The sequence below is a fragment of the Streptomyces sp. x-19 genome (genome assembly GCF_046549115.1).
Lineage (GTDB): Bacteria > Actinomycetota > Actinomycetes > Streptomycetales > Streptomycetaceae > Streptomyces > Streptomyces albulus_C.
This window is the reverse complement of record NZ_JAJPWK010000025.1, coordinates 80,389-107,303: the sequence shown is the minus strand read 5'-3', so window position 1 is coordinate 107,303 and position 26,915 is coordinate 80,389. Positions and strand designations below refer to the sequence as shown.

The 26,915-nt window shown below is 72.8% G+C and carries 17 protein-coding genes, 1 tRNA gene and 1 rRNA gene; 16 read left to right on the top strand and 3 right to left on the bottom strand.

Features of this window, described 5'->3' with window-relative positions; all coding sequences use genetic code 11:
* Window positions 1-3 precede the first annotated feature (3 nt).
* From rrf to ACLJT4_RS35120, 3 genes are all read left to right on the top strand, one after another.
* A 5S ribosomal RNA gene (gene rrf, locus ACLJT4_RS35130) occupies window positions 4-120 on the top strand.
* A 116-nt stretch (window positions 121-236) separates the two neighbouring features.
* Entirely contained in the window at window positions 237-914 is a 678-nt protein-coding gene (locus ACLJT4_RS35125; RefSeq protein WP_411128700.1) for a DegT/DnrJ/EryC1/StrS family aminotransferase, read from the top strand.
* Between the two features lie 60 nt (window positions 915-974).
* Window positions 975-1,047: transfer RNA gene (locus ACLJT4_RS35120), tRNA-Thr, on the top strand.
* A 97-nt stretch (window positions 1,048-1,144) separates the two neighbouring features.
* Here the strand turns inward: ACLJT4_RS35120 and ACLJT4_RS35115 are convergent.
* The gene (locus tag ACLJT4_RS35115) at window positions 1,145-3,805 is read right to left on the bottom strand and encodes a SpoIIE family protein phosphatase (RefSeq protein WP_411128698.1); all 2,661 of its coding nucleotides are present in this window, start codon (window positions 3,803-3,805) and stop codon (window positions 1,145-1,147) included.
* A gap of 260 nt (window positions 3,806-4,065) precedes the next feature.
* Here ACLJT4_RS35115 and ACLJT4_RS35110 point away from each other — a divergent pair, with 260 nt between their 5' ends.
* The 10 genes from ACLJT4_RS35110 (at window position 4,066) to ACLJT4_RS35065 (ending at window position 18,891) form a co-directional block, all read left to right on the top strand.
* Window positions 4,066-9,558 carry a HAMP domain-containing protein gene (locus ACLJT4_RS35110; RefSeq protein ID WP_411128696.1) on the top strand — a complete coding sequence of 1,831 codons (5,493 nt, stop codon included), beginning with the start codon at window positions 4,066-4,068 and terminating at the stop codon, window positions 9,556-9,558.
* Window positions 9,559-9,825: 267 nt separating this feature from the next.
* Window positions 9,826-10,485, top strand: coding sequence for a two-component system response regulator (locus ACLJT4_RS35105; RefSeq protein ID WP_411128694.1), 660 nt, complete (start codon window positions 9,826-9,828; stop codon window positions 10,483-10,485).
* Window positions 10,486-10,595: 110 nt separating this feature from the next.
* Window positions 10,596-13,397, top strand: coding sequence for a DNA translocase FtsK (locus tag ACLJT4_RS35100; protein ID WP_411128692.1), 2,802 nt, complete (start codon window positions 10,596-10,598; stop codon window positions 13,395-13,397).
* Between the two features lie 224 nt (window positions 13,398-13,621).
* On the top strand, window positions 13,622-14,461 hold the full coding sequence (locus ACLJT4_RS35095) for a helix-turn-helix domain-containing protein (protein WP_411128690.1): 840 nt from the start codon (window positions 13,622-13,624) through the stop codon (window positions 14,459-14,461).
* A 105-nt stretch (window positions 14,462-14,566) separates the two neighbouring features.
* Entirely contained in the window at window positions 14,567-16,072 is a 1,506-nt protein-coding gene (gene rimO, locus ACLJT4_RS35090) for a 30S ribosomal protein S12 methylthiotransferase RimO (protein ID WP_411128688.1), read from the top strand.
* A complete protein-coding gene (gene pgsA, locus ACLJT4_RS35085; RefSeq protein WP_411128686.1) occupies window positions 16,069-16,737 on the top strand; it encodes a CDP-diacylglycerol--glycerol-3-phosphate 3-phosphatidyltransferase in 669 nt (222 codons plus the stop codon). Before rimO ends, pgsA begins: the two co-directional genes overlap by 4 nt.
* Window positions 16,734-17,270, top strand: a complete 537-nt coding sequence (locus tag ACLJT4_RS35080; RefSeq protein WP_016571083.1) for a CinA family protein — start codon at window positions 16,734-16,736, stop codon at window positions 17,268-17,270. Before pgsA ends, ACLJT4_RS35080 begins: the two co-directional genes overlap by 4 nt.
* 94 nt (window positions 17,271-17,364) lie before the next feature.
* A complete protein-coding gene (locus tag ACLJT4_RS35075) occupies window positions 17,365-17,748 on the top strand; it encodes a helix-turn-helix domain-containing protein (protein WP_233660265.1) in 384 nt (127 codons plus the stop codon).
* 193 nt (window positions 17,749-17,941) lie between these two features.
* On the top strand, window positions 17,942-18,412 hold the full coding sequence (locus ACLJT4_RS35070; RefSeq protein WP_411128683.1) for a Dps family protein: 471 nt from the start codon (window positions 17,942-17,944) through the stop codon (window positions 18,410-18,412).
* Window positions 18,413-18,561: 149 nt separating this feature from the next.
* Window positions 18,562-18,891 (top strand): hypothetical protein, encoded by a 330-nt coding sequence (locus ACLJT4_RS35065; protein ID WP_411128681.1) that lies wholly within the window; start codon window positions 18,562-18,564, stop codon window positions 18,889-18,891.
* Window positions 18,892-18,898: 7 nt separating this feature from the next.
* Here the strand turns inward: ACLJT4_RS35065 and ACLJT4_RS35060 are convergent, their stop codons facing one another.
* A complete protein-coding gene (locus tag ACLJT4_RS35060; protein WP_411128679.1) occupies window positions 18,899-19,732 on the bottom strand; it encodes an Fpg/Nei family DNA glycosylase in 834 nt (277 codons plus the stop codon).
* Between the two features lie 84 nt (window positions 19,733-19,816).
* A complete protein-coding gene (locus ACLJT4_RS35055; protein ID WP_411128677.1) occupies window positions 19,817-24,571 on the bottom strand; it encodes a DEAD/DEAH box helicase in 4,755 nt (1,584 codons plus the stop codon).
* Window positions 24,572-24,692: 121 nt separating this feature from the next.
* Here ACLJT4_RS35055 and ACLJT4_RS35050 point away from each other — a divergent pair, with 121 nt between their 5' ends.
* From ACLJT4_RS35050 to ACLJT4_RS35040, 3 genes are all read left to right on the top strand, one after another.
* A complete protein-coding gene (locus ACLJT4_RS35050; protein WP_411128675.1) occupies window positions 24,693-25,628 on the top strand; it encodes an AraC family transcriptional regulator in 936 nt (311 codons plus the stop codon).
* 180 nt (window positions 25,629-25,808) lie between these two features.
* On the top strand, window positions 25,809-26,582 hold the full coding sequence (locus ACLJT4_RS35045; RefSeq protein WP_411128707.1) for an AzlC family ABC transporter permease: 774 nt from the start codon (window positions 25,809-25,811) through the stop codon (window positions 26,580-26,582).
* Window positions 26,579-26,887 carry an AzlD domain-containing protein gene (locus ACLJT4_RS35040; RefSeq protein WP_411128673.1) on the top strand — a complete coding sequence of 103 codons (309 nt, stop codon included), beginning with the start codon at window positions 26,579-26,581 and terminating at the stop codon, window positions 26,885-26,887. Before ACLJT4_RS35045 ends, ACLJT4_RS35040 begins: the two co-directional genes overlap by 4 nt.
* Window positions 26,888-26,915 lie beyond the last annotated feature (28 nt).

Here is a 26,915-nt window from a genome sequence, read left to right as displayed (position 1 = left end):
TGTTTCGGTGGTTATAGCGTTAGGGAAACGCCCGGTTACATTTCGAACCCGGAAGCTAAGCCTTTCAGCGCCGATGGTACTGCAGGGGGGACCCTGTGGGAGAGTAGGACGCCGCCGAACTAAATTTAAGCTCCGGTCCCTGAACCTTCCTGGTTCAGGGACCGGAGCTTTTTTGTTTGTTGGGTGCAGTGCTGGTCGTAACGTGACGTTCAACTGACCTGGACATGCTCCGCGGCATGGGGACAGTGGGAACGCTCAGGTCGGCCGGTGTCCGTGCGGGTGACGAAGTGGTGGTGCCGGCCTACGGCAACGCCGAAGTCGCCAGGGCGGTGGTGGAGTTGGGGGCGGTGCCGGTGTTCGCCGACGTGGATGCCGAGAGCTACTGCCTGGATCCGGCGGCGGTGGCGGACGCGGTGAACGGGCGGACCACCGCGGTGGTGGCGGTGCATCGGTTCGGACGGCCCGCGGACGTGGCGTCGCTCCGTGAAGTCGGCCAGCGGTACGGGGTGTTGGTGCTGGTCGAGGACGAGCCGGGAACACGGCCGGACGGGGCGGAACTGCGGCGGGAGCACGCCGCGTACCTGGACGGACGGCTCAGCGGCGTGCGGACGCCGGTGCCGGTGTCCGGGCACCGCTACGAGCAGTACGTGGTGCGGGTGCCGGGGAACGGTCGGCCGGATCGGGACGCGTTCGCACGGGCCCTGCGGGACAAGGGAGTTGTGTGCAAGGTGCCGGTGCAGGCGCCCGTGTACCGGATGCCCGGGCTGCGGCGGGACGTGTTCCTGCCGGAGACCGAGCGGGCGGTCGACGAGACGTTGGCGCTGCCGTTGGACGCGTCGATGACGCGGCGTCAGGTCCAGCGCATGGCGGGGGCCTGCAATGCGCTGGGGGGATTGCTGCAGCCGGCCTTCTAGGCGGGCTCGGGGCTGGTTCTGAATTACCTCAACAGTGGGGTAGTATTTATCTCGTTGCCGGCCCCAATAGCTCAGTCGGCAGAGCGTCTCCATGGTAAGGAGAAGGTCTACGGTTCGATTCCGTATTGGGGCTCACATAAGGGAAAGTCCCCCGCCGTTCGGCGGGGGACTTTTTCGTTTGGGGGCATGGGGGCCAGTGGCCCGAGGCCGCAGGCCCGCCCCGGTGGGGGCTAGGCGGCGGGGACTTCGGGCACGCGCAGGGCGAGGATGGCCATGTCGTCGGAGGCCGGTTCGGCGGCGAAGCGCTCCACGGCGCGCAGGACGCGCGCGGCGACCGCGCCGGCGGTGAGGCCCGTACACGTCGTCAGGACGTCGGTGAGGCCGTCGTCGCCGAGCATGCGGGTGCCCTCGCGGCGTTCGGTGACGCCGTCGGTGACGCAGAGCAGCACGTCGCCCGGGTCGAGGGTGACGGTCTGTTCGTAGAGTTCGAGGTCGTCCATGACGCCCAGGAGCGGTTGGGGCTCGGCGGCCGGTTCGACGGTGCCGTCCTGGCGGAGGCGGAGCGGCAGCGGGTGGCCGGCGCAGACCACCTTCAACAGGGCGCTGCCGTCGGACTGGGGCCACAGTTCGCCGTAAAGGAGCGTCAGGAAGCGGCTGCGGGCGCCCTCGTCGAGGATGGCGGCGTTCAGGCGCTCCAGGACGGCGGGGCCGCCGAAGCCCTCGCGGGCCAGCAGGCGCAGGGCGTGCCGGGCCAGGCCGGTGACGGCGGCGGCCTCCGGGCCGGTGCCGCAGACGTCGCCGATGGCGAAGCCGTAGGCGCCGTCGCGGATCGGGAAGAGGTCGTAGAAGTCACCGCCGACCTCGTTGCCCTCGCCGGCCGCGCGGTAGATGACCTCGGCCTCGACGCCGGGGATGTCGGGGAGCTCCGGGGGCAGCAGGCTGCGCTGGAGCGACTGGCTGATGGCGGTGCGCTCGCTGTAGAGGCGGGCGTTGTCCAGGGCCAGGGCGGCGCGGCGGGAGAGGTCCTCGGCGAGTTCGAGGATCTCCTGGCGGAAGTGCTCCTCGGCCGGCTTGCCGAGGGTGAGCATGCCGATGACGCGGTTGCGGGCGACGAGGGGGAGCACGACGGTTTCGCCGCCGACGGCGGAGGCGGTGGCGAGGGTCGCGCCCGGCCCCTTGGACGGGCGGGCGGACTCCTCCAGGCCGAGGCTGCGCAGCGAGGTGCGCAGCGCCGCGTCGTGGGCGGCGTCGGAGGGGGCGGTCCAGACGCGGGCCCCGGGGGTGGGGACCGGTTCGGGCGGATCGACCTTCCTCAGCAGGGTCTTGAGGCCGTCGATGCGGTCCTCGTCCTCGTGCAGGACGTAGGAGAGCTCCGGCTCGGACGCCTGGTCGGCGACGGTGTAGACGGCGCACCAGGTGGCGAGGGTGGGGACCGTCATCTGGGCCATCAGCGCCAGCGTCTGGTCGCGGTCGAGGGTGCCGGCCAACAGGTCGGACGCCTCGACGAGGAAGGAGAGGGAACCGCGGCGGAGCTTCTCCAACTCGGTGAGGCGGGCCCGCTCCACGGCGAGGGCGATCCGGTCGGCGGCGAACTGGAGGCGCAGGGCCTCCTCGTTGGTGTAGCGGGCGGCGTTCTCGGCGGCGACGCCCAGCGAGCCGGTGAGACGGCCCTCGACCTTGAGCGGGACGGTGACGACCGAGCGCATGCCGGTGCCGGCCAGCAGCGGGACGGCTCCGGGGACCGCGGTGAGGTCCTCGTGGACGGCGGGCATCCGGGCGGAGCCGTAGCGTCCGGAGCCGGCCTCGACGGGGACGCGGGCGAAGCGCTGGCGGGCGGAGGGCAGGCCGGTCGAGGCGCGGACCTCCAACTCGGTCTCGTCGTCGGTGGCCAGGAGGAGGTAGGCGGCGTCGCCGTCGAGCATGTCGCGGGCGCGTTCGACGGTGCGCTGGAGCAGGCCGTCCAGGTCGTCGGGGGCGGGGGAGCCGATGAAGACCTCGAAGGGGTCGGCGGGGCGGCCCTCGGCGGAGGTGACGCCGTCGGTGGCCGGTGGCCGCTGGGGGCTCTGCAAGATGGCGCGCTCGTGGTCGCGGACCAGGAGGCAGACGGTGGACGCCTCGCCGTCGGCGTCGCGGACCCGCAGGTGGGAGGCGTAGACCGGGACGACCCGGCCGTCGGCACCCCTTATGCCGTAGGAGCCCTCCCAGCGGGAGAGCAGGAGCGCCTCGGCGATGCCGGTGCCGGTGCCGGGGGTGTGCGGCCAGGCGGCGAAGTCGGTGAGGGGCTTGCCGACGACCTGTTCGGGGTCGTAGCCGAAGAGGTCCTGGGAGTCCTCGTTCCAGGAGGTGACGCAACCGCCGCGGTCGATCTGGATCACCGCGACCCGCACCCGGGCGTCGGTGACGGGGAGGGCGTCCACGGGGAGCGCGGGGCCGGCCGAACGGGTGCCGGCCGGACGTTCGGGGAGGTCGAGGTGGAACCAGACGTGTTTCTGGGCCGTGGTGTATTCCACACCCCAGCGGGCGGCCAGGGCGCCGCAGAGGAGCAGCCCGCGGCCGCCCTCGCGGTCGGGGTGGACCATGGCGGGGCCGGTGCTCTGGAGTGGAATCTCACGTTCGGGGTAGCGGTCGGCGACGGAGATGCGGACGCCGCCGTCGGTGCGCAGGCACAGGACGTCGGCCGCGGTACCGGCGTGGACCACGGCATTGGTGACCAGTTCGCTGGTGAGGACCACGGCGTCGTCGACGATGTCGGCGTAGCCCCAACCCTGGAGGGTGTCGCGGACGAAAGCACGGGCAGTGGCGACCGAGCGCCCGACCGGCTCGAAGGTGGCGGCGGCCCGCGCGGTGATCACTGGTCTCCTCATGCGTGTGTCGGTGATCTGCTCCCCCATGGTCGCGGTGCCCCTCCGAATACCTGTCGTGCTCGCACCACCGCCCGTCGGGAAACGCCGGGGCGGGTGGACAGCCGTATGCCAGGTTACTTACCTTCGCCGGGCCCGGGGATGCCGGTCACGTGTCTTTCGCCCCAATCGTGCATCGGGACGGTGTGCGATGCTGCCGAACTGTTATGGCCTGGTTGAGCCATGGTGAAACACTGGGCAAGCATGAAGAGAGAGCACGAGAGAACGGTCGACCCTGCGGGAGGGACACGGTGGAGTCTGGCGCAGCGGCGCGGGGCGCAGGCACGCGCGCGAAAGGCGGACGATCCCGCAGTAATGGGACGACTGAGGTCGATGCAGCTGCCCTGAATCGGCTGCTCGCCGCGCTCGTCGCCATGCGGGACGGAAACTTCCGGAAACGGTTGACGGTTTCCGGCGAAGGCGTCATGTCGGAGATCGCGGCGGTCTTCAACGAGGTCGCCGACCGCAATCTTCATCTGACCGGCGAGCTGGCGCGGGTGCGTCGGGTCGTGGGTCGTGAGGGAAAACTCACGGAACGGCTGGAGGCCGGCGCGGCCGAGGGGTCCTGGGCCGCGGCCATCGAGGCGTCCAACGCCCTGGTGGACGATCTGGTGCGGCCGGTCTCCGAGGTGGGCCGGGTGCTGTCCGCGGTCTCCGAGGGCGACCTGGAACAGCGGATGGACCTGCGGTCGCGGAGTTCGGACAGCTCTTCGGAGCATCCCCTGCGCGGTGAGTTCCTGAAGGTCGGGCGGACCGTCAACGGTCTGGTGGACCAGCTCTCCGCCTTCACCGACGAGGTCACCAGGGTGGCGAGCGAGGTCGGTACGGAGGGCAAGCTCGGCGGGCAGGCGCGGGTGCGCGGCATGTCGGGCTCCTGGAAGGACCTCACGGACTCCGTCAACACGATGGCGTCCAGGTTGACCGCGCAGGTGCGGGACATCGCGCTCGTCACCACGGCCGTCGCCAAGGGCGACCTGTCGCGGAAGGTGACCGTCCACGTCGCGGGCGAGATGCTGGAGCTGAAGAACACCGTCAACACGATGGTGGACCAGCTCTCCTCGTTCGCCTCCGAGGTGACCCGGGTCGCCCGGGAGGTCGGCACCGAGGGCGAACTGGGCGGTCAGGCGCAGGTGCCCGGCGTGGCCGGGGTGTGGAAGGACCTGACCGACTCGGTCAACCTCATGGCCGGCAACCTCACCGCGCAGGTGCGCGGGATCGCCCAGGTCACGACCGCGGTCGCCAGTGGTGACCTCTCGCAGAAGGTCACGGTCAGCGCCCGCGGCGAGGTGGCGCAGCTGGCCGAGACCATCAACACGATGACCGAGACGCTGCGCACCTTCGCCGACGAGGTGACGCGCGTCGCGAACGAGGTCGGGGCCGAGGGGCAACTCGGCGGTCAGGCGCAGGTGCCCGGCGCGGCCGGCACCTGGAAGGACCTCACCGACTCGGTGAACAACGCCTTCCGCAACCTCACCGGGCAGGTCCGGGACATCGCGCAGGTGACCACGGCGGTGGCCAACGGCGACCTGTCGCAGAAGGTCACCGTCGATGTGGCCGGCGAGATGCTGGAGCTGAAGAACACCGTCAACACGATGGTCGACCAGCTCTCCTCGTTCGGTGCCGAAGTGACGCGGGTGGCCCGGGAGATCGGCGTCGAGGGCGAACTGGGCGGCCAGGCCGCCGTACCGGGCGCCGCGGGCACCTGGAAGGACCTCACCGACTCCGTCAACACGGCCTTCCGCAACCTCACCGGGCAGGTTCGCAACATCGCGCAGGTGACCACGGCGGTGGCCAACGGCGACCTGTCGCAGAAGGTCACCGTCGACGTCTCCGGCGAGATGCTCCAGCTGAAGAACACCGTGAACACCATGGTGGACCAGCTGTCCTCGTTCGCCGACCAGGTCACCCGCATGGCCCGGGACGTGGGCACGGAGGGCCGGCTGGGCGGTCAGGCACGGGTGGACGGCGTCAGTGGCACATGGAAGGAACTCACCGACTCCGTCAACTTCATGGCGGGGAACCTCACCTCGCAGGTGCGCCAGATCGCCCAGGTGACGACGGCGGTGGCGCGCGGTGACCTGTCGCAGAAGATCGACGTCGATGCCCGCGGCGAGATCCTGGAGCTGAAGAGCACCATCAACACGATGGTCGACCAGCTCTCCGCCTTCGCGGAGCAGGTGACCCGGGTCGCCCGCGAGGTCGGCACCGAGGGCCGGCTCGGCGGTCAGGCGCAGGTGCCGGGCGTCGCCGGCGTCTGGCGCGACCTGACCGACTCCGTGAACGGCATGGCCGGCAACCTCACCGCGCAGGTCCGCAACATCGCGCAGGTCGCGACGGCGGTGGCGCGCGGCGACCTGTCGCAGAAGATCGACGTGGACGCGCGCGGCGAGATCCTGGAGCTGAAGAACACCCTCAACACGATGGTGGACCAGCTCTCCTCGTTCGCGGAGGAGGTCACCCGGGTCGCCCGCGAGGTCGGCACCGAGGGCATCCTGGGCGGCCAGGCCGAGGTCCAGGGCGTCAGCGGCACCTGGAAGGACCTCACCCAGTCCGTCAACTTCATGGCGAACAACCTGACCTCGCAGGTGCGCAACATCGGCGAGGTGACCACCGCGGTGGCCCGCGGCGACCTGTCGAAGAAGATCACGGTCGACGCCAAGGGCGAGATCCTCGAACTCGTCACGACCGTGAACACCATGGTCGACCAGCTGTCGCTGTTCGCGGAGCAGGTGACGCGGGTGGCCCGCGAGGTCGGCACCGAGGGGCAACTCGGCGGCCAGGCACGGGTTCCGGGCGTCACCGGCATCTGGAAGGACCTCAGCGACAACGTCAACCTGATGGCCAACAACCTGACCATCCAGGTGCGGAACATCTCGCAGGTCTCGGCGGCGGTCGCCAACGGTGACCTGACGAAGAAGGTGACGGTCGAGGCGCGCGGCGAGGTCGCGCAGCTCGCCGACACCGTCAACACCATGGTGACCACCCTCTCGTCGTTCGCCGACGAGGTGACCCGGGTGGCCCGTGAGGTGGGCACCGACGGCATCCTGGGCGGCCAGGCCCGCGTGCCCGGCGTCGCCGGCACGTGGAAGGACCTCACCGAGTCGGTGAACTCCATGGCCAACAACCTGACGGGTCAGGTCCGCAACATCGCCATGGTCACCACCGCCATCGCCAAGGGTGATCTGACCAAGAAGATCGACATCGATGCGCGGGGCGAGATCCTGGCGCTGAAGACCACCATCAACACGATGGTCGACCAGCTGTCGTCCTTCGCCGAGCAGGTCACCAGGGTGGCCCGTGAGGTGGGTACGGAGGGCCAACTGGGCGGTCAGGCGCAGGTGCGCGGCGTGGCCGGCACCTGGAAGGACCTGACGGAGTCGGTGAACGAGATGGCCGGGAACCTCACCCGGCAGGTGCGGGCCATCGCCGCGGTCGCCGCGGCGGTGACCCTCGGCGACCACAACGTCCGCATCGACGTGGACGCGGCCGGCGAGATCCTGGAGCTCCAGGACAACATCAACACCATGATCTCCACGCTCCGGGAGACCACCCTCGCCAACGAGGAGCAGGACTGGCTGAAGGGCAACCTCGCCCGGATCTCCGGTCTGATGCAGGGCCGCCGCGACCTCAAGGACGTCGCCACGCTCATCATGAGCGAGCTCTCGCCCGCGGTCTCGGCGCAGCACGGCGCGTTCTTCCTCGCCGCGCGGCCCGAGGTGCAGGAGATCGGCAACGACGGCGACGGCCGGTACGAACTGCGGCTGATGGGCTCGTACGGCTACTCCATGGGGGAGATGCCGACGACGTTCAAGCCCGGCGAGACGCTGATCGGGACGGCGGCCGAGGAGGGCCGCACGATCCTGGTGGAGAACGTGCCGTCCGGATACCTCAAGATCGCCTCGGGGCTCGGGGAGGCGCCGCCGGCCAACGTCATCGTGCTGCCGGTGCTCTTCGAGGACAAGGTGCTCGGCGTGATCGAACTGGCGTCGTTCCAGCCGTTCACCCAGATCCAGAAGGACTTCCTCAGCCAGATCGCCGAGATGATCGCGACCAGCGTCAACACCATTTCGGTCAACACCAAGACCGAGGTGCTGCTGGGCCAGTCGCAGGAGCTGACCGAGCAACTGCGGGAGCGCTCAGCGGAGTTGGAGAGCCGCCAGAGGGCGCTGGAGCTGTCCAACTCCGAACTGGAGGAGAAGGCCGAGCAACTGCGCGCGCAGAACCGCGACATCGAGGTGAAGAACACCGAGATCGAGGAGGCGCGGCAGGTCCTGGAGGAGCGCGCCGAGCAGCTCGCGGTCTCGATGCGCTACAAGTCGGAGTTCCTGGCGAACATGTCGCACGAGCTGCGCACGCCGCTGAACTCGCTGCTGATCCTCGCCAAGCTGCTGGCCGACAACGCCGAGGGCAACCTCTCCCCGAAGCAGGTGGAGTTCTCCGAGACCATCCACGGCGCCGGCTCGGACCTGCTCCAGCTGATCAACGACATCCTCGACCTGTCGAAGGTCGAGGCCGGCAAGATGGACGTCAGCCCGACCCGGATCGCACTGGTCCAGCTTGTCGACTACGTCGAGGCCACTTTCCGGCCGTTGACCGCCGAGAAGGGACTGGACTTCTCGGTACGGGTCTCCCCGGAGCTGCCGGCGACGCTGCACACCGACGAGCAGCGGCTCCTTCAGGTGCTGCGCAACCTGCTCTCCAACGCGGTGAAGTTCACCGACAGCGGCGCCGTCGAGCTGGTGATCCGGCCTGCCGGGGAGGACGTCCCGGTGGCCATCCGCGAGCAGTTGCTGGAGCACGGTTCGCTGCGCGACCCGGACGCCCCGATGATCGCCTTCTCGGTGACCGACACCGGCATCGGCATCGCGTCGAGCAAGATGCGCGTCATCTTCGAGGCGTTCAAGCAGGCGGACGGCACCACCAGCCGCAAGTACGGCGGCACCGGCCTGGGCCTGTCCATCAGCCGGGAGATCGCCCGGCTGCTGGGCGGCGAGATCCACGCCCAGAGCGAGCCCAACCGCGGTTCGACGTTCACCCTGTACCTTCCGCACAACCCGGGCGGGCTGCCGCCGCAGGGCTACCCGCAGCTGGTCGCCGGTGGCCTGGCGATGGACGCGGAGGCGCGCGAGACCGAGGACGGGCGCCAGGAGGGCGAGCAGCCGCCGAACGATGCGGGGAGCGGCGGCAGCCTCAACCGGCGGCGTCGGCGGGCGGTCTCCGGCGGGACGCAGCGGTTCGCGCTGCCCGGCCAGCCGACGCCCGTGGCACAGCAGCTCTCCGCGGCGGCGCAGCCGTCCGCGCGACAGCCCGAGGAGTCCTGGCTCGGCAACGGACAGGACCTCGTCGACCCGGCCTTCGAGGGCGGTTTCCACGGTGAGAAGGTGCTGATCGTAGACGACGACATCCGCAACGTCTTCGCGCTCACCAGCGTCCTGGAGCAGCACGGCCTTTCGGTGCTGTACGCCGAGAACGGCCGGGAGGGCATCGAGGTGCTGGAGCAGCACGACGACATCGTGCTGGTCCTGATGGACATCATGATGCCGGAGATGGACGGCTACGCGACGACCGCGGCGATCCGGCGGATGCCGCAGTTCGCCGGGCTGCCGATCATCGCGCTGACGGCGAAGGCGATGAAGGGCGACCGGGAGAAGAGCATCGACTCCGGGGCGTCGGACTACGTGACCAAGCCGGTGGACACCGATCATCTGTTGTCGGTCATGGAGCACTGGATGCGCCAGAGGTGACGGGCCGTCCAGTGGGCGTCCAGTATGGAACCGGGAAGAGGATCACCGCGTGCTGACTGAGTGTGGCCGTGGACGTGTGGAACCGCGCGATTCGGGGAACTTTCTCGTCTCTCGCTGCGTTTCTGCTACGTGCACTGTGACATCGCGGTGACAGGGTGTGGCGACAGGCGGGGTGCAGCTACGATGACCGGCACAAGGACGGGCGGCGTGACGGAGTCGTCCCCTGGGGCGGCGTCCGGTTCCATGCCGGGGCGAGGAGGACGGGCCATGGTGCAGAAGGCCAAGATCCTCCTGGTCGATGACCGGCCGGAGAATCTGCTGGCGCTGGAGGCGATCCTCTCCGCGCTCGATCAGACACTGGTGCGGGCATCGTCCGGGGAGGAAGCGCTCAAAGCACTGCTCACCGACGACTTCGCGGTGATCCTGCTCGACGTGCAGATGCCGGGGATGGACGGGTTCGAGACCGCCGCGCACATCAAGCGGCGGGAGCGCACCCGCGACATCCCGATCATCTTCCTCACCGCGATCAACCACGGTCCGCACCACACCTTCCGCGGGTACGCGGCCGGTGCGGTCGACTACATCTCCAAGCCGTTCGACCCGTGGGTGCTGCGCGCGAAGGTCTCGGTCTTCGTCGACCTGTACATGAAGAACTGCCAACTGCGGGAGCAGGCGGCGCTGCTTCGGCTCCAGCTGGACGGCGGCCGGCAGAACGTCGGCGAGACCAAGGAGACCGCCGGGCTGCTGGCCGAACTCTCCGCGCGGCTGGCCGCCGTCGAGGAGCAGGCCGAGGCGCTCTCCAAACAGCTCGACGAGACCGCGGACGCCGCGGCGGTGGCCACCGCCGCGCACTTGGAGCGCAAACTGACCGGCCTGCGGCGGGCGCTGGACGCCCTGGAGCCCGGTGCGGGGACGCCCGCCGGCTGACGGGGCGTCCGCGGCCGGCTGACGGCCTGTCACCCGCCCGGCGCGCGACACGAATGGGTGAAGCGCCGTGCGCTCGTGCCGCGCGCGCCGGCGCCTGTAATCTCGTCGGCATGGCCTCACGTACGTCCGGCAAGGGAACCCAGCGCACGGCGGGCCCCTCGAAGCCGCGCGCCGGACAGTCCGGGGGCGCAGCGAAGAAGGCCGCCGCCAAGAAGGCACCCGCGAAGCGGCCGCCGGCCAAGAAGGCCGCGGTCGCCAAGAAGGCGCCGGCGAAGAAGGCGACCGCCAAGAAGAAGGCGGCGCCGAGGCCGGCTCCGGCACCGTCGCCGACCGGCGGCGTCTACCGGCTCGCGCGGGCCTGCTGGCTGGGTGCCGCGCACGGCATCGGAGCGGTGTTCCGCAGCTTCGGCCGCGGTGCCAAGAACCTCGACCCGGCGCACCGCAAGGACGGGCTGGCGCTGCTGCTGCTCGGCCTGGCGCTGGTCGTCGCGGCCGGCACCTGGTCCAACCTCTCCGGCCCGGTCGGCAACCTCGTCGAGCTGCTGGTGACCGGTGCGTTCGGGCGGCTCGACCTGGTCGTCCCGATCCTCCTCGGCGGCATCGCGATCCGGCTCATCCGGCATCCGGAGCGGCCGGAGGCCAACGGACGGATCGTCATCGGGCTCTCGGCGCTGGTGATCGGGGTGCTCGGCCAGGTGGCGATGGCCTGCGGCTCCCCGGGGCGCGGCGACGGGCTCGCCGCCATACAGGACGCCGGCGGCTACGTCGGCTGGGCGGTCTCCAAACCGTTGATCTTCACCGTCGGCCAGACCCTGGCGGTGGCGCTGCTGGTGCTGCTCACCGTCTTCGGGCTGCTGGTGGTGACCGCGACACCGGTGAACGCCATCCCGCAGCGGCTGCGGGCGCTCGGCGCGCGCCTGGGCGTCCTGGAGCCCGCCGACGCCGACGTGTACGACGAGGAACCGGAGTACGCGGAGGACTGGCGCGAGGCACCGGCCCGCCGGTCGCGGCGCGCCCCCGCCGACCCGACCGAGCCGGAGGCGTTGGAGGAGGCGGCGCTGGCCAAGCGGCGGCCGCGCCGGACGTCGGCCCAGCCCGCCGACCGGCCGATGGACGCGGTGGACGTCGCCGCCGCGGCCGCCGCGGCGCTGGACGGCGCGGTGTTGCACGGCGTCCAGCCCTCGCCGCTGGTCGCCGAGCTCAGCGGCGGCATCTCCGGGGAGCGCCGGGAGCGCACCGGCGACGTCACCGAGGAGAGCGGCGCGGTGCCGCCGGCGCGGGGCGCGGAGCCCGCCGCGGCCGCCCCGCCGGTCGCGGCCGAGCGTTCCGCGAAGGTGCCGGACCTCACCAAGGCCGCGGTGCCGGACCTGACCAAGGCCGCCCCCGAGCCGTCCGGCGACCTGCCGCCGCGCGCCGAGCAGCTCCAGCTCGCCGGCGACATCACCTACGCCCTGCCCTCGCTGGACCTGCTGACCCGCGGCGGCCCGGGGAAGTCCCGCAGCGCCGCCAACGACGCCATAGTGGAGTCGCTGACCAACGTCTTCACCGAGTTCAAGGTCGACGCCTCGGTCACCGGCTTCACCCGCGGCCCGACGGTCACCCGCTACGAGGTCGAGCTCGGCCCCGCGGTGAAGGTCGAGAAGATCACCGCGCTGGCCAAGAACATCGCGTACGCGGTGGCCTCCCCGGACGTGCGGATCATCTCGCCGATTCCGGGCAAGTCCGCGGTCGGCATCGAGATCCCGAACACCGACCGCGAGATGGTCAACGTCGGCGACGTGCTGCGCCTGGCGGACGCCGCCGGGGACGACCACCCGATGCTGGTCGCGCTCGGCAAGGACGTCGAGGGCGGCTACGTGATGGCGAACATCGCGAAGATGCCGCACGTGCTGGTCGCCGGTGCCACCGGCTCCGGCAAGTCGTCCTGCATCAACTGCCTGATCACCTCGATCATGATGCGGGCCAGCCCCGACGACGTCCGGATGGTGCTCGTCGACCCCAAGCGGGTGGAACTGACGGCCTACGAGGGCATCCCGCACCTGATCACGCCGATCATCACCAACCCCAAGCGGGCCGCCGAGGCGCTCCAGTGGGTGGTGCGCGAGATGGACCTGCGCTACGACGACCTCGCGGCGTTCGGCTACCGGCACATCGACGACTTCAACGAGGCCGTCCGCTCCGGCAAGCTCAAGACGCCCGCGGGCAGCGAGCGGGAGCTGTCGCCGTACCCGTACCTGCTGGTGATCGTGGACGAGCTGGCCGACCTGATGATGGTCGCGCCGCGGGACGTCGAGGACGCCATCGTCCGCATCACGCAGCTGGCCCGCGCGGCCGGCATCCACCTGGTGCTGGCCACCCAGCGGCCGTCGGTCGACGTCGTCACCGGCCTGATCAAGGCCAACGTGCCGTCCCGGCTGGCGTTCGCGACCTCCTCGCTGGCCGACAGCCGCGTCATCCTCGACCAGCCCGGCGCCGAGAAGCTGATCGGCAAGGGCGACGGGCTGTTCCTGCCGATGGGCGCGAACAAGCCGGTCCGGATGCAGGGCGCGTTCGTCACCGAGGACGAGGTGGCGGCCGTCGTCCAGCACTGCAAGGACCAGATGGCGCCGGTCTTCCGGGACGACGTCACCGTCGGCACCGCCAAGAAGAAGGAGATCGACGAGGACATCGGCGACGACCTCGACCTGCTGTGCCAGGCGGCGGAGCTGGTGGTGTCCACCCAGTTCGGGTCGACCTCGATGCTCCAGCGCAAGCTGCGGGTGGGCTTCGCCAAGGCCGGACGGCTGATGGACCTGATGGAGTCGCGGAACGTCGTAGGGCCGAGCGAGGGCTCCAAGGCGCGCGACGTGTTGGTGAAGCCGGATGAATTGGACGGAGTGCTCGCCGTCATCCGGGGGGAGGCTACCCAGTAGCACGCACGTGCGGGCCCCTTCGTCCGCGCGCGGAGGCAACCGTTTTCCTTGGCCGCACGTCAAGTTGAGGGAAGCGGGGGAGGCCGCTGCGGCCTCCGGCCCCGAGGCAGCGCCGCGGGGCGTTCTGATGGCGTACAAACCCGGCTCTCCCGCTTGCCCGACCCTTTCGCAACACCCCTAGACTGAACTTCCAGCAGGTGGCTACACGCTCGAAAGGCGCCCCCGTGTCCATCGGCAACTCCCCCAACTCCCCCGAAGAGGACCGGGCTTCCCCCGGTCCGGACCGGCCTTCGGTCGGCCGAGCCCTCCAGCAGGCCCGCATCGGCGCGGGACTGACCGTCGAAGAGGTCAGTACGGCGACACGGGTGCGGATCCCCCTCGTGCACGCGATCGAGCAGGACGACTTCTCCCGCTGCGGCGGCGACGTCTACGCACGCGGACACATCAGAGCGCTCGCCCGAGCCGTCTCCCTCGACCCCCAATCCCTGATCGAACGCTACGACGCCGACCACGGCGGCCGGCCCACCCCGACCGTCGCCGCCCCGCTCTTCGAGGCGGAGCGGATCCGGTCGGAACCGCGCCGCCCCAACTGGACCGCGGCGATGGTGGCGGCCATCGTCGCGGTGATCGGCTTCGCCGGCTTCACGTTCTTCAGCAGTGGCAGCAAGCACCAGGGCGGGCCGATCGCCTCCGACACCGCCAAGGCCGACAAGCCCGGCCCGGCCCCCAGCACCATCCGACCCCAGGCCCCGCAGCCGCCCCGTCCGGCGCCCTCCGACAGCGCCATCGCCGGACTGCCCAAGGACAAGGTCACGATCAAGGTGACCGCCAAGGACGGCCAGAGCTGGGTCTCCGCCAAGGACGCCAACGGCAAGCTCCTGCAGGACGGGCTGCTCAAGCAGGGGGAGTCGAAGACGTTCACCGACAAGAAGCGGATCGACCTCGTCGTCGGCAACGCCGGGGCCGTACAGCTGTACGTCAACGGCAAGGAGGTCAAGAAGGTCGGCGACGAGGGCTCGGTGGAGCGGCTGAGCTACACGCCGGGGGACCCGCAGGCGGGCTGAGCAGCGCCGGTCGGAACCCTTCCGCCGCCCCTCCCGGGACCCCTGGGACGGGCGGCGGAGACCTGCGCGCCATGGGGGTGTCCGGGACGAAGTAGGCTGAGCCCCATGCCCGAACGCCGTACCGTCGCCCTCGTCACCCTTGGCTGCGCCCGTAACGAGGTGGACTCGGAGGAGCTCGCAGGCCGCTTGGCAGCGGACGGCTGGGAGCTCGTCGAGGACGCCACCGATGCGGACGTCGCCGTCGTCAACACCTGCGGCTTCGTCGAAGCCGCCAAGAAGGACTCCGTCGACGCCCTGCTGGAAGCCAACGATCTGAAGGATCAGGGCCGGACCCAGGCCGTCGTCGCCGTCGGCTGCATGGCCGAGCGCTACGGCAAGGAACTCGCCGAGGCGCTGCCCGAGGCGGACGGGGTTCTCGGGTTCGACGACTACGCCGACATCTCCGACCGCCTGCAGACCATCCTCAGCGGCGGAGTCCACGCCTCGCACACCCCGCGCGACCGCCGCAAGCTGCTGCCGATCAGCCCGGCGGAGCGCCAGGACGCCGCGGGGATCGCGCTGCCCGGCCACGCCCAGTCCGACGCCGAGGAGCCCGCGGCGCCGCCGCAGGACCTGCCCGAGGGCGTCGCACCGGCTTCGGGGCCGCGGGCGCCGCTGCGCCGCAGACTGGGCAACGAGCCGGTGGCCTCGGTGAAGCTGGCTTCGGGCTGTGACCGGCGCTGTTCGTTCTGCGCGATCCCGTCCTTCCGCGGCTCGTTCATCTCGCGCCGTCCCTCGGACGTGCTCGGCGAGACCCGCTGGCTGGCCGAGCAGGGCGTCAAGGAGATCATGCTGGTCTCCGAGAACAACACGTCCTACGGCAAGGACCTGGGCGACATCCGCCTGCTGGAGACGCTGCTGCCGGAGCTGGCCGCCGTCGACGGCATCGAGCGGATCCGGGTCAGCTACCTCCAGCCCGCCGAGATGCGGCCCGGCCTGATCGACGTGCTGACCGGCACCGACAAGGTGGCGCCCTACTTCGACCTGTCCTTCCAGCACTCCGCGCCCGGGGTGCTGCGCGCGATGCGGCGGTTCGGCGACACCGACCGCTTCCTGGAGCTCCTGGAGACCATCCGCAGCAAGGCGCCGCAGGCCGGCGCCCGCTCGAACTTCATCGTCGGCTTCCCCGGCGAGTCGGAGGGCGACGTGGCGGAGCTGGAGCGGTTCCTCGGCGAGGCCCGGCTGGACGCCATCGGCGTCTTCGGCTACTCCGACGAGGACGGCACCGAGGCCGCCGGCTACGGCGACAAGCTCGACCCCGAGGTGGTCGCCGAGCGGCTGGCGCGGGTCTCCCGCCTGGCCGAGGAGCTGACCGCGCAGCGGGCCTCCGAGCGGGTCGGGGAGAGCGTCCGGGTGCTGGTGGACCGGATCGACGACGAGGACGACGGCGTCGTCGGGCGGGCCGCGCACCAGGCGCCGGAGACCGACGGCGTCACGCTGCTCACGGGCGGCCAGGACCTGCGGCCCGGTCGTATGGTCGAAGCAAAGGTGGTCGCCAGCGAGGGCGTGGACCTCGTGGCGGAGGTGCTGTCGGTGGACGGTACGGGATGTACCGAGGAGGCGGGCAGATGAGCGGAGCCTCGGCTTCTGCCGCCGGGAGGCCGCGCACGGCGCCGGTCGCCCGGCAGGCCGGGCTGTGGAACATCGCCAACGTCCTGACGATGCTGCGGTTGCTGCTGGTCCCGGCGTTCGTGCTGCTGCTGGTGCACGACGGCGGCCACGACCCGGCCTGGCGGGCGTTCGCCTGGGCGGCCTTCGCCATCGCCATGATCACCGACATCTTCGACGGTCACCTGGCGCGGACGTACAACCTGGTCACCGACTTCGGCAAGATCGCCGACCCGATCGCGGACAAGGCGATCATGGGGGCGGCGCTGATCTGCCTGTCGATGCTGGGGGACCTGCCCTGGTGGGTGACGGGCGTGATCCTCTTCCGGGAGCTGGGCATCACCCTGATGCGGTTCTGGGTGATCAAACACGGAGTGATTCCGGCCAGCCGGGGCGGCAAGATCAAGACATTGGCGCAGGGCACCGCCGTGGGCATGTACGTCCTGGTGCTGACCGGGCCGCTGGCCACCTTCCGCTGGTGGGTGATGGCGGTGGCGGTGGTCCTGACCGTGGCGACCGGGCTCGACTACGTCCGACAGGCCGTGGTGCTGCGCCGGGCCGGGCTGGCCCGCGAGCGGGCCGAACAAGTCGAGCGGGCCGTGCGGGCGGAAACGGGCGAGGACCGGTGAGTGCGCCGGGTTCTGCGGCGGCCGGGGCGCTGGAGGTGCTCGCCGGGCGGCGGCAGAGCCTGGCGGTGGCCGAATCGCTCACCGGCGGGCTGGTCGCGGGCGAGCTGACCGGCGTTCCCGGGGCCTCGCGGGTGGTGCGCGGGTCGGTCACGGCCTACGCCACCGACGTCAAGCGGGAACTCCTGGGCGTGGACGGCGCGCTGCTGGACGCCCGTGGGGCCGTGGACGGCGAGGTCGCGCGGCAGATGGCGGCCGGGGTGCGCCGGGTGCTCGGGGCCGACTGGGGCATCGCCACCACCGGCGTCGCGGGGCCGGAGCCGCAGGACGGGCAGCCGGTGGGCACCGTCTACGTGGCCGTCCAGGGGCCGGACGGTGTGGGAAAGGCACGGCGGCTGGCGCTGGCGGGGGATCGTGACCGGATCCGTCGGGACAGCGTTCAGGCGGTGCTCGCGCTGCTGTTGGGCGAACTCGCAGAAAATGCGCGGGCACAGGATACGGAACAACACGGGGGGAATGGATGTTTGCAGCCCTGAGTGAACACGTACTCGCTCCCGGCACGGCTGCGGCCCGAGGCGGTACGGTGGGGCGAGAAGGATCCGCGTCCGAGGTCCGAGGAGGGAGCCAGCGATGATTCTGCTTCGTCGCCTGCTGGGTGACGTGCTGCGCCGACAGCGTCAGCGCCAAGGCCGCACCCTGCGCGAGGTCTCGTCCTCCGCCCGGGTGTCACTCGGCTACTTGTCCGAGGTCGAGAGGGGCCAGAAGGAGGCGTCCTCCGAACTGCTCTCGGCGATCTGCGACGCGCTGGACGTGCGCATGTCCGAGCTGATGCGGGAGGTCAGCGACGAGCTGGCGCTCGCCGAGCTGGCGGCCTCCGCGGCTGCGACGGACACGGTGCCGGCGCCGGTGCGACCGAAGCTCAACTCGGTGTCCGTCGCGTCCCTGGCCGGAGTGCCGGAGGAGCGCGTGACCATCAAGTCCCCGGCCGACGTCGTGGATGTCGTCGCGGCCTGACACCGCAGACCAAGCACGGCCGGAGCCCCGGCGGGCAGCAGCCCGCCGGGGCTTCCTGCTGGCCGGATGGTGCCCCGGTGCGGGCCCGGCCGGACCGGCTGGGCTGCTCGGAGCGGAGCCCTGGCCCGTACCATGGGGCTAAATCGGATTATTCGCATGAATGTCCTTAATGCGCCTGAAAGGGAGTATCTGGATGTCTGTGGTCACAAGCACGCTGTCCGAGGAAGCCCGAGCCGTCGTCGGCAACGCCCTCCAGGGGGCCCTGGTGGACCTGGTGGACCTCTCCCTGGTCGCCAAGCAGGTGCACTGGAACGTCGTCGGTCCGCGCTTCCGCTCCGTCCACCTCCAGCTCGACGAGGTCGTCGCCACCGCCCGGATGCACGCCGACACGGTGGCTGAGCGGGCCTCGGCGATCGGGGTCTCGCCGGACGGCCGGTCCGCGACGGTCGCCAAGACCAGCGGCATCAGCGAGGCGCCGGACGGCTGGGTCAAGGACGTCGACGTCGTCCGGACGCTGGTGGACGCGCTCGGAGTGATCATCGGGCGGATGCGGGAGCGGATCGCCGCGACCGACGAGCCCGACCCGGTCAGCCAGGACATCCTCATCGGCCTCACCGCCGACCTGGAGAAGCACCACTGGATGTTCCAGGCCGAGGCCCACTGACCGCGGCCCGTCGGACTCGGCCCGGTGACCGGCCGGTGAACGGGCCCGTCGCCGGGGTTTTCGGAGCGCACCGCACGCGCCGGGCGTGCGCCGGTGCGCCCCTGTCGCCGGTGACGGGCCCGGTCTAGCGTCGGCCCGAGGAGGCAGGCATGGCGAGGCGTGCGTGGTACGTGCCGGGACGGTGGATATCCGCGGCGCTCGTCGGGGGCGTGTGGTGGTGGGCGGTGTGCCGGCTGGTCCTGTGGCCGGGGTCGGCCGGACCGGTGGAAGGGGCGGTGGCGACCGCGGGCTGGGGGCTCAGCCTGCTGCCCGTGCACTGCGTTCCGTGGAGCGGGCGACGGGCGGGGGCGCGCGGTCCGTTCCGGCGGGACGGCGCGGTCGCGGCCGTGGAGGCACGGCTGACGCAGGCGTGGCGGCGCTCCGAGGCGGGGCGGCTCGTCGGGCAGTGGTGGCGCAGGTCCCGGAGCGGGGGCGACTGACGGAGCGTCACGGCGCGGATGGGGGCGGCTGGCAGGTGGGGCACCAGTAGGTGACCCGTTCTTCGCTGCCGGGGCCCTGCTCGGCGGTGTGGACGACGGTACCGCAGCGCAGGCAGGGGCGGCCGGCGCGGCCGTAGACCCACAGGCGGCGGTCCGAGCGGGCGGCCGCGCCGCCGTCGAAGGGGCGGGAGCGGGCGCCCCAGGGGGTGGTGACCCGGGTCGGGCGGTCCTTGTTGGCCTCCAGGAGCTTCTTGGCCAGCGCGGGGGCGCGTTCCGGGGCGGTGAGGCGGCCGATGGGCAGCCAAGGGGAGGCGCCGAGCAGGAAGCACAGCTCGGACTTGTAGACATTGCCGATGCCGGCGAGGTTGCGCTGGTCGAGCAGGGCCTCGCCGAGGGGGCGGTCGGGTATGGCGAGCAGCCGGCTCAGGGCCTCGGCGGCGTCCCAGTCCGGGCCCAGCAGATCGGGGCCCAGATGCCCGGTGACCCGGGGCTCGTCGGCGGTGCGCAACAGCTCCAGGACGGGCAGGCGGTAGCCGACGGCGGTGTGCACGGTGGTGCCGAGGACCGCCCGGATCTGGTGCGCGGGGCCGCCGCGCCAGCGCTCGGCCGGGGCGTAGATCTTCCAGGCGCCGTCCATCCGCAGGTGGGAGTGGAGGGTCAGGTCGCCGTCGAAGCGGGTGAGCAGGTGCTTGCCGCGGGACACCACCGCCCGTACCTCGCGGCCGGTGAGGTCCACCGTCGCCAGGCGCGGGACGCGGAAGTCGCAGCGGATCAGCGGGGCGCCGGCCAGCGCCTGGTGGAGACGGTGCGCCAGCCGCCAGACGGTGTCGCCTTCGGGCATGGGGCCATCATGCACCGTGGGCTGCGGGCGGGCGGCCCGGTCCACGGCCCGGAGACCGCCGGCGGGGTCAGACCGCCGGCGGGGTCAGCCGCGCAGCCGCATTCCCCGGGGCGTGGGGTGGAAGCCCGCGGCCTCCAGGACGGGCGCGTAGGGGGAGGTGAGGGCGGAGGTGCCGTTGATGCGCTCGGTGGTGAGGGTGCCGACGGCGCCCGCCCGGGCCCCGTCGACGAGGGCCTCGACGGCGGAGTGCAGGCGGGGGTCGGTGGCGGCCTGGGCCGGGTCGCCGCCCAGCGGCCACATCAGGAGCGTCTTGCCGCCGCGCTCCAGGTAGAGCGTCAGCTCGCCGTCGACCAGGACGACCAGGGAGCCCGCCTTGCGGCCCGGCTTGTGGGTGGCGCCCTCGGGCGGCTCCGGCCAGGGCAGCGCGGCGCCGTACGCGTTGGCCGGGTCGGCCGCGGCGAGGACCAGGGCGCGCGGCCCCCCGCCGCGCCCGCGCCGGGCCGGGCCGCCGTCCGGGAACGGGCCGTCGGTGCCGCGCTCCCGCTGGGTGCTGATCGCCCGGAGGCGGTCCACCGCGCCGTCCATGGCGAACTGGGCGGCGCCCAGCCCCTCGACGACGTAGCCGCGGCGGGCTTGCCCGGACTCCTCGAAGGCGGCCAGCACGCGGTAGGCGGCGGAGAAGCCGCCGGTGACCCCCTCGGCGGCGACCGCGCCGCGGGTGACGATGCCGTGCCGGTCGAGGAGCGTGCGGGCCAGGGCGTGGGCGCGGTGCGTCGGATCCGGCTCGGGCGCGGGGAGCAGGGACCAGCGGCCGCCGACGGTCGGCGGACCCGAGCGGGACGCGGTGGGGCGGGCGGCGGCGGTCAGCGTGCCATACCTCCCCCGGGGGACGGCGCGGCGGGCGCGGTGGGCCGTGGAGCCCGCCGTGCGGCCCGAGCCGAGCAGGGCGCGCAGCGGGGCGAGGGTGTCGTTGGTGAGCCGACCCGACCAGGCCAGCTCCCACAGGGCGTCGGCGAGCTGCGGATCGGTGGCGTCCGGATGCGTGGTGGCCCGGACCTGGTCGGCGATCTGCCGGAAGAACAGGCCGTAGCCGGGGGCGAGGGCGCGCAGCACCGACTCGTGCAGCGCGGACAGTTCCAGGGGCAGCGGGGGCCGGAGCAGGAGGGGCGCGGTGTCGGCGAGGTGGAGCGAGAGCCAGCCGTCCTTGCCGGGCAGGGCGCCCGCGCCGGCCCACAGCACTTCGCCGGTGGCGGTGAGCTCGTCCAGCAGCGCCGGGGCGTAGCCGCCGACCCGGGACGGCAGGACCAGCTTCTCCAGGGCGGAGGCCGGCACCGGCGCGCCCTGGAGCTGCTCGACGGCGCGGACCAGGCCGTCGAGGCCGCGCAGCCCGGACGAGCCGGCGGCCGGCGGCGCGGGCGCCCCGGAGGAGGGCGCCGGCCGCGGCGCGCCGACGTGCTGCCACTGGGGGAGGAAGGCGGCCAGCGCGGCGGGCGGCACCGGCTCCAACTCCTCGCGCAGCGCGGCCAGCGAACGGCGGCGCAGCCGGCGCAACACCTGGGCGTCGCACCACTCCTGACCGATCCCCTGGGGGTGGAACTCGCCCTGGACGAGGCGGCCGGTGGCGGCCAGGCGCTGGAGGGTGCCGTCGGTCACGGCGGTGCCCAGGCCGAAGCGGGTGGCCGCCTGCTCGGACGTGAACGGTCCGTGGGTGCGGGCGTACCGGGAGAGCAGATCGCCCAGCGGGTCCTTGACCGGCTCGGTGAACGACTCGGGGACGCCGACCGGGAGCGCGGTGCCCAGGGCGTCCCGGAGGCGGCCGGCGTCCTCGACGGCGGCCCAGTGCTCGGTGCCGGCGATCCGCACCCGGATGGCGCGGCGGGCCGCGGCCAGCTCCGCGGGCCAGGCCGGCTCGGCGCCCCGCTCGGCCAACTCGGCGTCGGTCAGCGGCCCCAACAGGCGCAGCAGGTCGGCGACGCCCTCGACGTCCTTGACGCGACGGTCCTCGGTGCGCCACTGGAGCTCGGCCTCCAGCTCCGTCAGGACCTCCGCGTCCAGCAGCTCGCGCAGCTCCGCCCGGCCCAACAGCTCGGCCAGCAGCCGGGAATCCAGGGACAGCGCGGCGGCGCGACGCTCGGCGAGCGGGGAGTCGCCCTCGTAGAGGAACTGGGCGACGTAGCCGAAGAGCAGCGAGCGGGCGAACGGGGACGGCTCGGGGGTCGTGACCTCCACCAGGCGCACCCGGCGGGCCTCGATGTCGGCCATCAACTCCGTCAGCCCCGGCACGTCGAAGACGTCCTGGAGGCATTCGCGGACCGCCTCCAGGACGATCGGGAACGACCCGAACTCGCTCGCCACCTGGAGCAACTGGGCCGCGCGCTGGCGCTGTTGCCACAGCGGGGTGCGCTTGCCGGGGCTGCGGCGGGGCAGCAACAGGGCGCGCGCCGCGCACTCCCGGAAGCGGGAGGCGAACAGCGCGGAGCCGCCGACCTGTTCGGTGACGAGCTGGTCGACCTCGCCGTGGTCGAAGACCACGTCGGCGGCGCCGACCGGGGACTGCTCGGGGTCGAACTCCGCGCGGTCGGCCGCACCGGAGCCGCCGCCGTCGCCCTCGCCGTCGAGGAAGTCCAGGCCCATCAGGTCGGCGTCCGGCAGCCGCAGCACGATGCCGTCGTCGGCGTGCATCACCTGGGCGTCCAGGCCGTAGCGCTCGGAGAGCCGGGCACCCAGGGCCAGCGCCCACGGGGCGTGCACCTGCGCCCCGAAGGGGGAGTGGATGACGACCCGCCAGTCGCCCAGCTCGTCGCGGAAGCGCTCGACGACGATGGTGCGGTCGTCCGGGACGTGGCCGCAGGACTGGCGCTGCTCGGCGAGGTAGCCCTGGACGTTGGCGACCGCCCAGTCGTCGAGGCCGGCGGCGGACATCCGGGCGCCGGCGTCCTCGGGGGCGAGCGAGCCGATCTCCCGGAGGAACGCGCCCAGTGCGCGGCCCAGTTCGAGCGGGCGGCCGAGCTGGTCGCCCTTCCAGAACGGCAGCCGGCCGGGCACCCCGGGGGCGGGCGTGACCAGGACCCGGTCGCGGGTGATGTCCTCGATGCGCCAGGACGTGGTGCCGAGCGTGAAGACGTCGCCGACGCGGGACTCGTAGACCATCTCCTCGTCCAGCTCGCCGACCCGGCGTCCGCCGCCGCCCTTTCCGGAGCTCTCGCCGGCCAGGAAGACGCCGAACAGGCCGCGGTCCGGGATGGTGCCGCCGGACGTCACGGCCAGCCGCTGGGCACCGGGACGGCCGGTGACGGTCTGCGCGACGCGGTCCCAGACCAGGCGCGGGCGCAGCTCGGCGAAGGCGTCGGAGGGATAGCGGCCGGCGAGCATGTCCAGCACGGCGGTGAACGCGGACTCCGGGAGCGCGGCGAACGGGGCCGCCCGGCGGACCACGGCCAGCAGCTCCTCGACGTCCCAGGTGTCCATCGCGGCCATCGCGACCACCTGTTGGGCCAGCACGTCCAGCGGATTGGCGGGCACCCGAAGCGCCTCGATGGCGCCCGCGCGCATCCGCTCGGTGACCACCGCCGCCTGCACCAGATCGCCGCGGTACTTGGGAAAGACGATGCCCTTGGAGACCGCGCCGACCTGGTGGCCGGCCCGCCCCACCCGCTGGAGTCCGGAGGCGACCGACGGCGGCGACTCCACCTGGACGACCAGGTCGACCGCGCCCATGTCGATGCCCAGCTCCAGACTGGACGTGGCGACCACGGCCGGCAGCCGCCCGGCCTTGAGGTCCTCCTCCACCTGGGCCCGCTGCTCCTTGGAGACCGAGCCGTGGTGCGCGCGGGCCAGCAGGGCCGGTGCTCCCTTGGCGGCGCCGGCCTCGGCCATCAGCTCGGCGGGGGAGTGGTGCTCGGGCAGCGGCGTGCCCGTGGTGCGCTCGTAGGCGATCTCGTTGAGGCGGTTGCACAGCCGCTCGGCGAGGCGGCGGGAGTTGGCGAAGACGATCGTGGAGCGGTGCGCCTGGACGAGATCGACGATCCGCTCCTCGACCTGCGGCCAGATGGAGGGCTTCTCGCCCGTCTCGCCCTCCTGGACGGGGGCGCTGCCGAGCTCGCCCATGTCCTCCACCGGGACGACCACCGTGAGGTCGAACCGCTTGCCGGACGGCGGCTGGACGATCTCCACCCGGCGCCGGGGCGAGAGGTAGCGGGCCACCTCCTCCACCGGGCGGACCGTCGCGGACAGCCCGATCCGGCGTGCCGGGCGGTCCAGCAGCTCGTCCAGCCGCTCCAGGGACAGGGCGAGGTGGGCGCCGCGCTTGGTGCCGGCGACCGCGTGCACCTCGTCCACGATCACCGTCTCGACGCCGGCCAGCGCCTCCCGGGCCGCGGACGTCAACATCAGGAACAGCGACTCGGGCGTGGTGATGAGGATGTCCGGCGGGCGGGTGGCCAGCGCACGGCGCTCGGCGGCCGGGGTGTCGCCGGAGCGGGTGCCGACCCGGACGTCCGGCTCCGGCAGCCCGCGGCGGACCGACTCCTGGCGGATGCCCGTCAGCGGACTGCGCAGATTGCGCTCCACGTCGACGGCGAGCGCCTTCAGCGGCGAGACGTACAGCACCCGGCAGCGCTTCTTCGGCTCGGCGGGCGGCGGGGTGCTCGCCAGGGCGTCCAGCGACGCCAGGAACGCGGCCAGCGTCTTCCCGGAGCCCGTCGGCGCGACCACCAGGACGTCCGACCCCTCGGCGATGGCCCGCCAGGCGCCCTCCTGCGCCGCGGTGGGCGCACGGAACGCCCCCGCGAACCAGCCGCGGGTCGCGGGCGAGAAGGAGTCGAGCGCTGACTGGGTCATGTCCCCCATCGTGCACCGGACCACTGACAATCCGGTCCGCAGGCGGCCGCGGCCGGGTCGCGGTCGGTCCACCGGGCGGACGCCGCGCCGCCCGACCGCGCGCCGGACGCACAATGGCGGCATGGCCATGATCAGTGCGGGGGGCGCGCCGACCGTGCCGCGGGCGCGCGGCGAATGGGCGCGCCACTGGCGCCCTCCCGAGTTGCCCGGCCTGGACCTGCTGCGGGCCCGCTACGTCGGGCACTCCTTCCCCCGCCACGCCCACGACGGCTACGTGATCTGCGTGGTCACCTCGGGGGTGGAGGCGGTCGGGCTGCGGGACGGCGTGGTCCGGGCCGGCCCCGGCGGCATCGTGATGCTCAACCCGGAGGTGCCGCACAGCGCGCGGGCCGGTGCCCCCGAGGGCTGGAGCTACGCCACGCTGTACCCGTCGGCGGAGGTCGTCGCCGGGATCGCCCGGGAGACCACCGGGCTGCGCGGCACCGCGGGCTTCGTCCGTACCGTCGCCGACGAGCCCGGCACCGGCCGGTTGATCGCCGGCATCCACCGGGCCGCCGAGGCCGGCAACGCGCTGGCCGCCGACAGCCTGCTGCGGATCGCACTGGCCCGGCTGCTGCGCGGCCACGGGGGGCCGCTGCCGGCCCGCGCGCCCCGCACGGCGGGCACCCGCGCCGCCGCCCGGGCCAGGGCGGTCCTGGAGGAGCGGATGGCCGACCCGCCCACCCTGGAGGAACTCGCCCGGGAGCTGGGGACCGGTCCGTTCGCGCTGCTGCGGGCCTTCCGTGCGGCGTACGGGATGCCACCGCACACCTGGCTCACCGACGCCCGGGTACGGCGCGCCCGCCGCCTCCTGGAGGCCGGCACTCCGCCCGCACGGACGGCGGTGGCGGTCGGCTTCACCGACCAGCCGCACCTGAACCGGCACTTCACCCGGATCGTCGGGGTGCCGCCGGGCGCCTACCGCCGGGAGCGCGCGGCGCCGCACGGCGCGCTGGGAGGGGAGCCCGGGGGGCCCGGGAGCACGAGGCCGCGGGCCCGCGGCGACGCCGAGCGCTAGCCGGCGCGGCCCCGTCCCCCCGCTTCCCCGGAGGCCCGGTCGCGCGCAAGAACGTACAAGACGGTGGCGGCGGCGCCTCCTAGGGTCCGGGGCGTGGCGAAACAGAGAGCGCAAGCAGACACGCGGCAGACGGCACCGAGAGGGGCGCGGGGCGCGCCCGCCGAGCAGGCGGTCCGGGCGGTGGCGCCCCTGCCGCAGTGGCCCGACTCCGCCGTGATCCGGGACGCGTTGGGCGTCGGCGTCGCGGTCGGGCTGTCCGGCTTCGCCTTCGGCGTGACCTCCGCCGGGGCCGGGCTCAGCGTCTGGCAGAGTTGCGCGCTGAGCCTGCTGGTCTTCACGGGGGCCTCGCAGTTCGCCCTGGTGGGCGCGCTCGCCGCGGGCGGCAACCCGTTGACGGCCGCGGCCGGCGCCTTCTTCCTCGGCGTCCGCAACGCGTTCTACGGGCTGCGGCTCTCCGCCGTCCTGGGCTACCGGGGAGCGGTCCGCCCGCTGGCCGCCCACTGGATCATCGACGAGACCTCCGCGGTCGCCCTGGCCCAGCCCGACCGGCGCAGCGCCCGGCTGGGCTTCACCGTCACCGGGCTGTCGCTGTACGTCCTGTGGAACCTCACCACCCTCGGCGGCGCCCTGGGGGCCCGGGCGCTCGGCGACACCGACGCCTGGGGCCTGGACGCGGCCGGCCCCGCCGTCTTCGTCGCGCTGCTCGCGCCGATGCTGCGGTCCACCGTGGAGCGCTGCACGGCCGGCCTCGCGGCGCTGCTGCTCCTGGTGACGCTGCCACTCGTGCCCGCCGGGGTGCCGGTGCTGCTCGCGGCGCTGGCCGCGCCCGTCGTCCTCGCCGTCCACGGGCGGCGCGGGCGGGCGCCCGCCCCGGGGGAGGCGATACCCGAGGCGCCGGTCCTACAGGAGCGGGCCGGCGCGTCCCACGACGGACCGGGGGAGGACCGGGCATGACCGTCTGGATCGCGATCGGCGCCACCGCCGTGGGCTGCTACCTGGTCAAGTTCCTGGGCCTGTCGGCGCCCGCCGGCCTCTTGGAGCGCCCCCTGGTCAGACGGTTGGCCGCGCTGTTGCCGGTGGCGCTGCTGGCCGCGCTGACCGCCCAGGAGACCTTCAGCGAGGGCCGGCACCTGCTGCTCGACGCCAAGGCCGCCGGGGTCGCCGCCGCGGTCGTCGCCCTGCTGCTGCGCGCGCCGTTCCTGTTGATCGTCGTGGTCGCGGTGGCCGTCACCGCGGGGGTGCGGGCCCTGGGCGGGTGACCGCGCCGCCGGCCCGGCGGCGCGGCCC

What these genes read in the sequence shown, in the direction of transcription:
- ACLJT4_RS35125 (WP_411128700.1), top strand. Translation starts at nt 237, where the DNA reads ATGGGGACAGTGGGAACGCTCAGGTCGGCCGGTGTCCGTGCGGGTGAC.
- ACLJT4_RS35115 (WP_411128698.1), bottom strand. Translation starts at nt 3,805, where the DNA reads ATGGGGGAGCAGATCACCGACACACGCATGAGGAGACCAGTGATCACC.
- ACLJT4_RS35105 (WP_411128694.1), top strand. Translation starts at nt 9,826, where the DNA reads ATGGTGCAGAAGGCCAAGATCCTCCTGGTCGATGACCGGCCGGAGAAT.
- ACLJT4_RS35100 (WP_411128692.1), top strand. Translation starts at nt 10,596, where the DNA reads ATGGCCTCACGTACGTCCGGCAAGGGAACCCAGCGCACGGCGGGCCCC.
- rimO (WP_411128688.1), top strand. Translation starts at nt 14,567, where the DNA reads ATGCCCGAACGCCGTACCGTCGCCCTCGTCACCCTTGGCTGCGCCCGT.
- pgsA (WP_411128686.1), top strand. Translation starts at nt 16,069, where the DNA reads ATGAGCGGAGCCTCGGCTTCTGCCGCCGGGAGGCCGCGCACGGCGCCG.
- ACLJT4_RS35075 (WP_233660265.1), top strand. Translation starts at nt 17,365, where the DNA reads ATGATTCTGCTTCGTCGCCTGCTGGGTGACGTGCTGCGCCGACAGCGT.
- ACLJT4_RS35070 (WP_411128683.1), top strand. Translation starts at nt 17,942, where the DNA reads ATGTCTGTGGTCACAAGCACGCTGTCCGAGGAAGCCCGAGCCGTCGTC.
- ACLJT4_RS35065 (WP_411128681.1), top strand. Translation starts at nt 18,562, where the DNA reads ATGGCGAGGCGTGCGTGGTACGTGCCGGGACGGTGGATATCCGCGGCG.
- ACLJT4_RS35060 (WP_411128679.1), bottom strand. Translation starts at nt 19,732, where the DNA reads ATGCCCGAAGGCGACACCGTCTGGCGGCTGGCGCACCGTCTCCACCAG.
- ACLJT4_RS35055 (WP_411128677.1), bottom strand. Translation starts at nt 24,571, where the DNA reads ATGACCCAGTCAGCGCTCGACTCCTTCTCGCCCGCGACCCGCGGCTGG.
- ACLJT4_RS35050 (WP_411128675.1), top strand. Translation starts at nt 24,693, where the DNA reads ATGGCCATGATCAGTGCGGGGGGCGCGCCGACCGTGCCGCGGGCGCGC.
- ACLJT4_RS35040 (WP_411128673.1), top strand. Translation starts at nt 26,579, where the DNA reads ATGACCGTCTGGATCGCGATCGGCGCCACCGCCGTGGGCTGCTACCTG.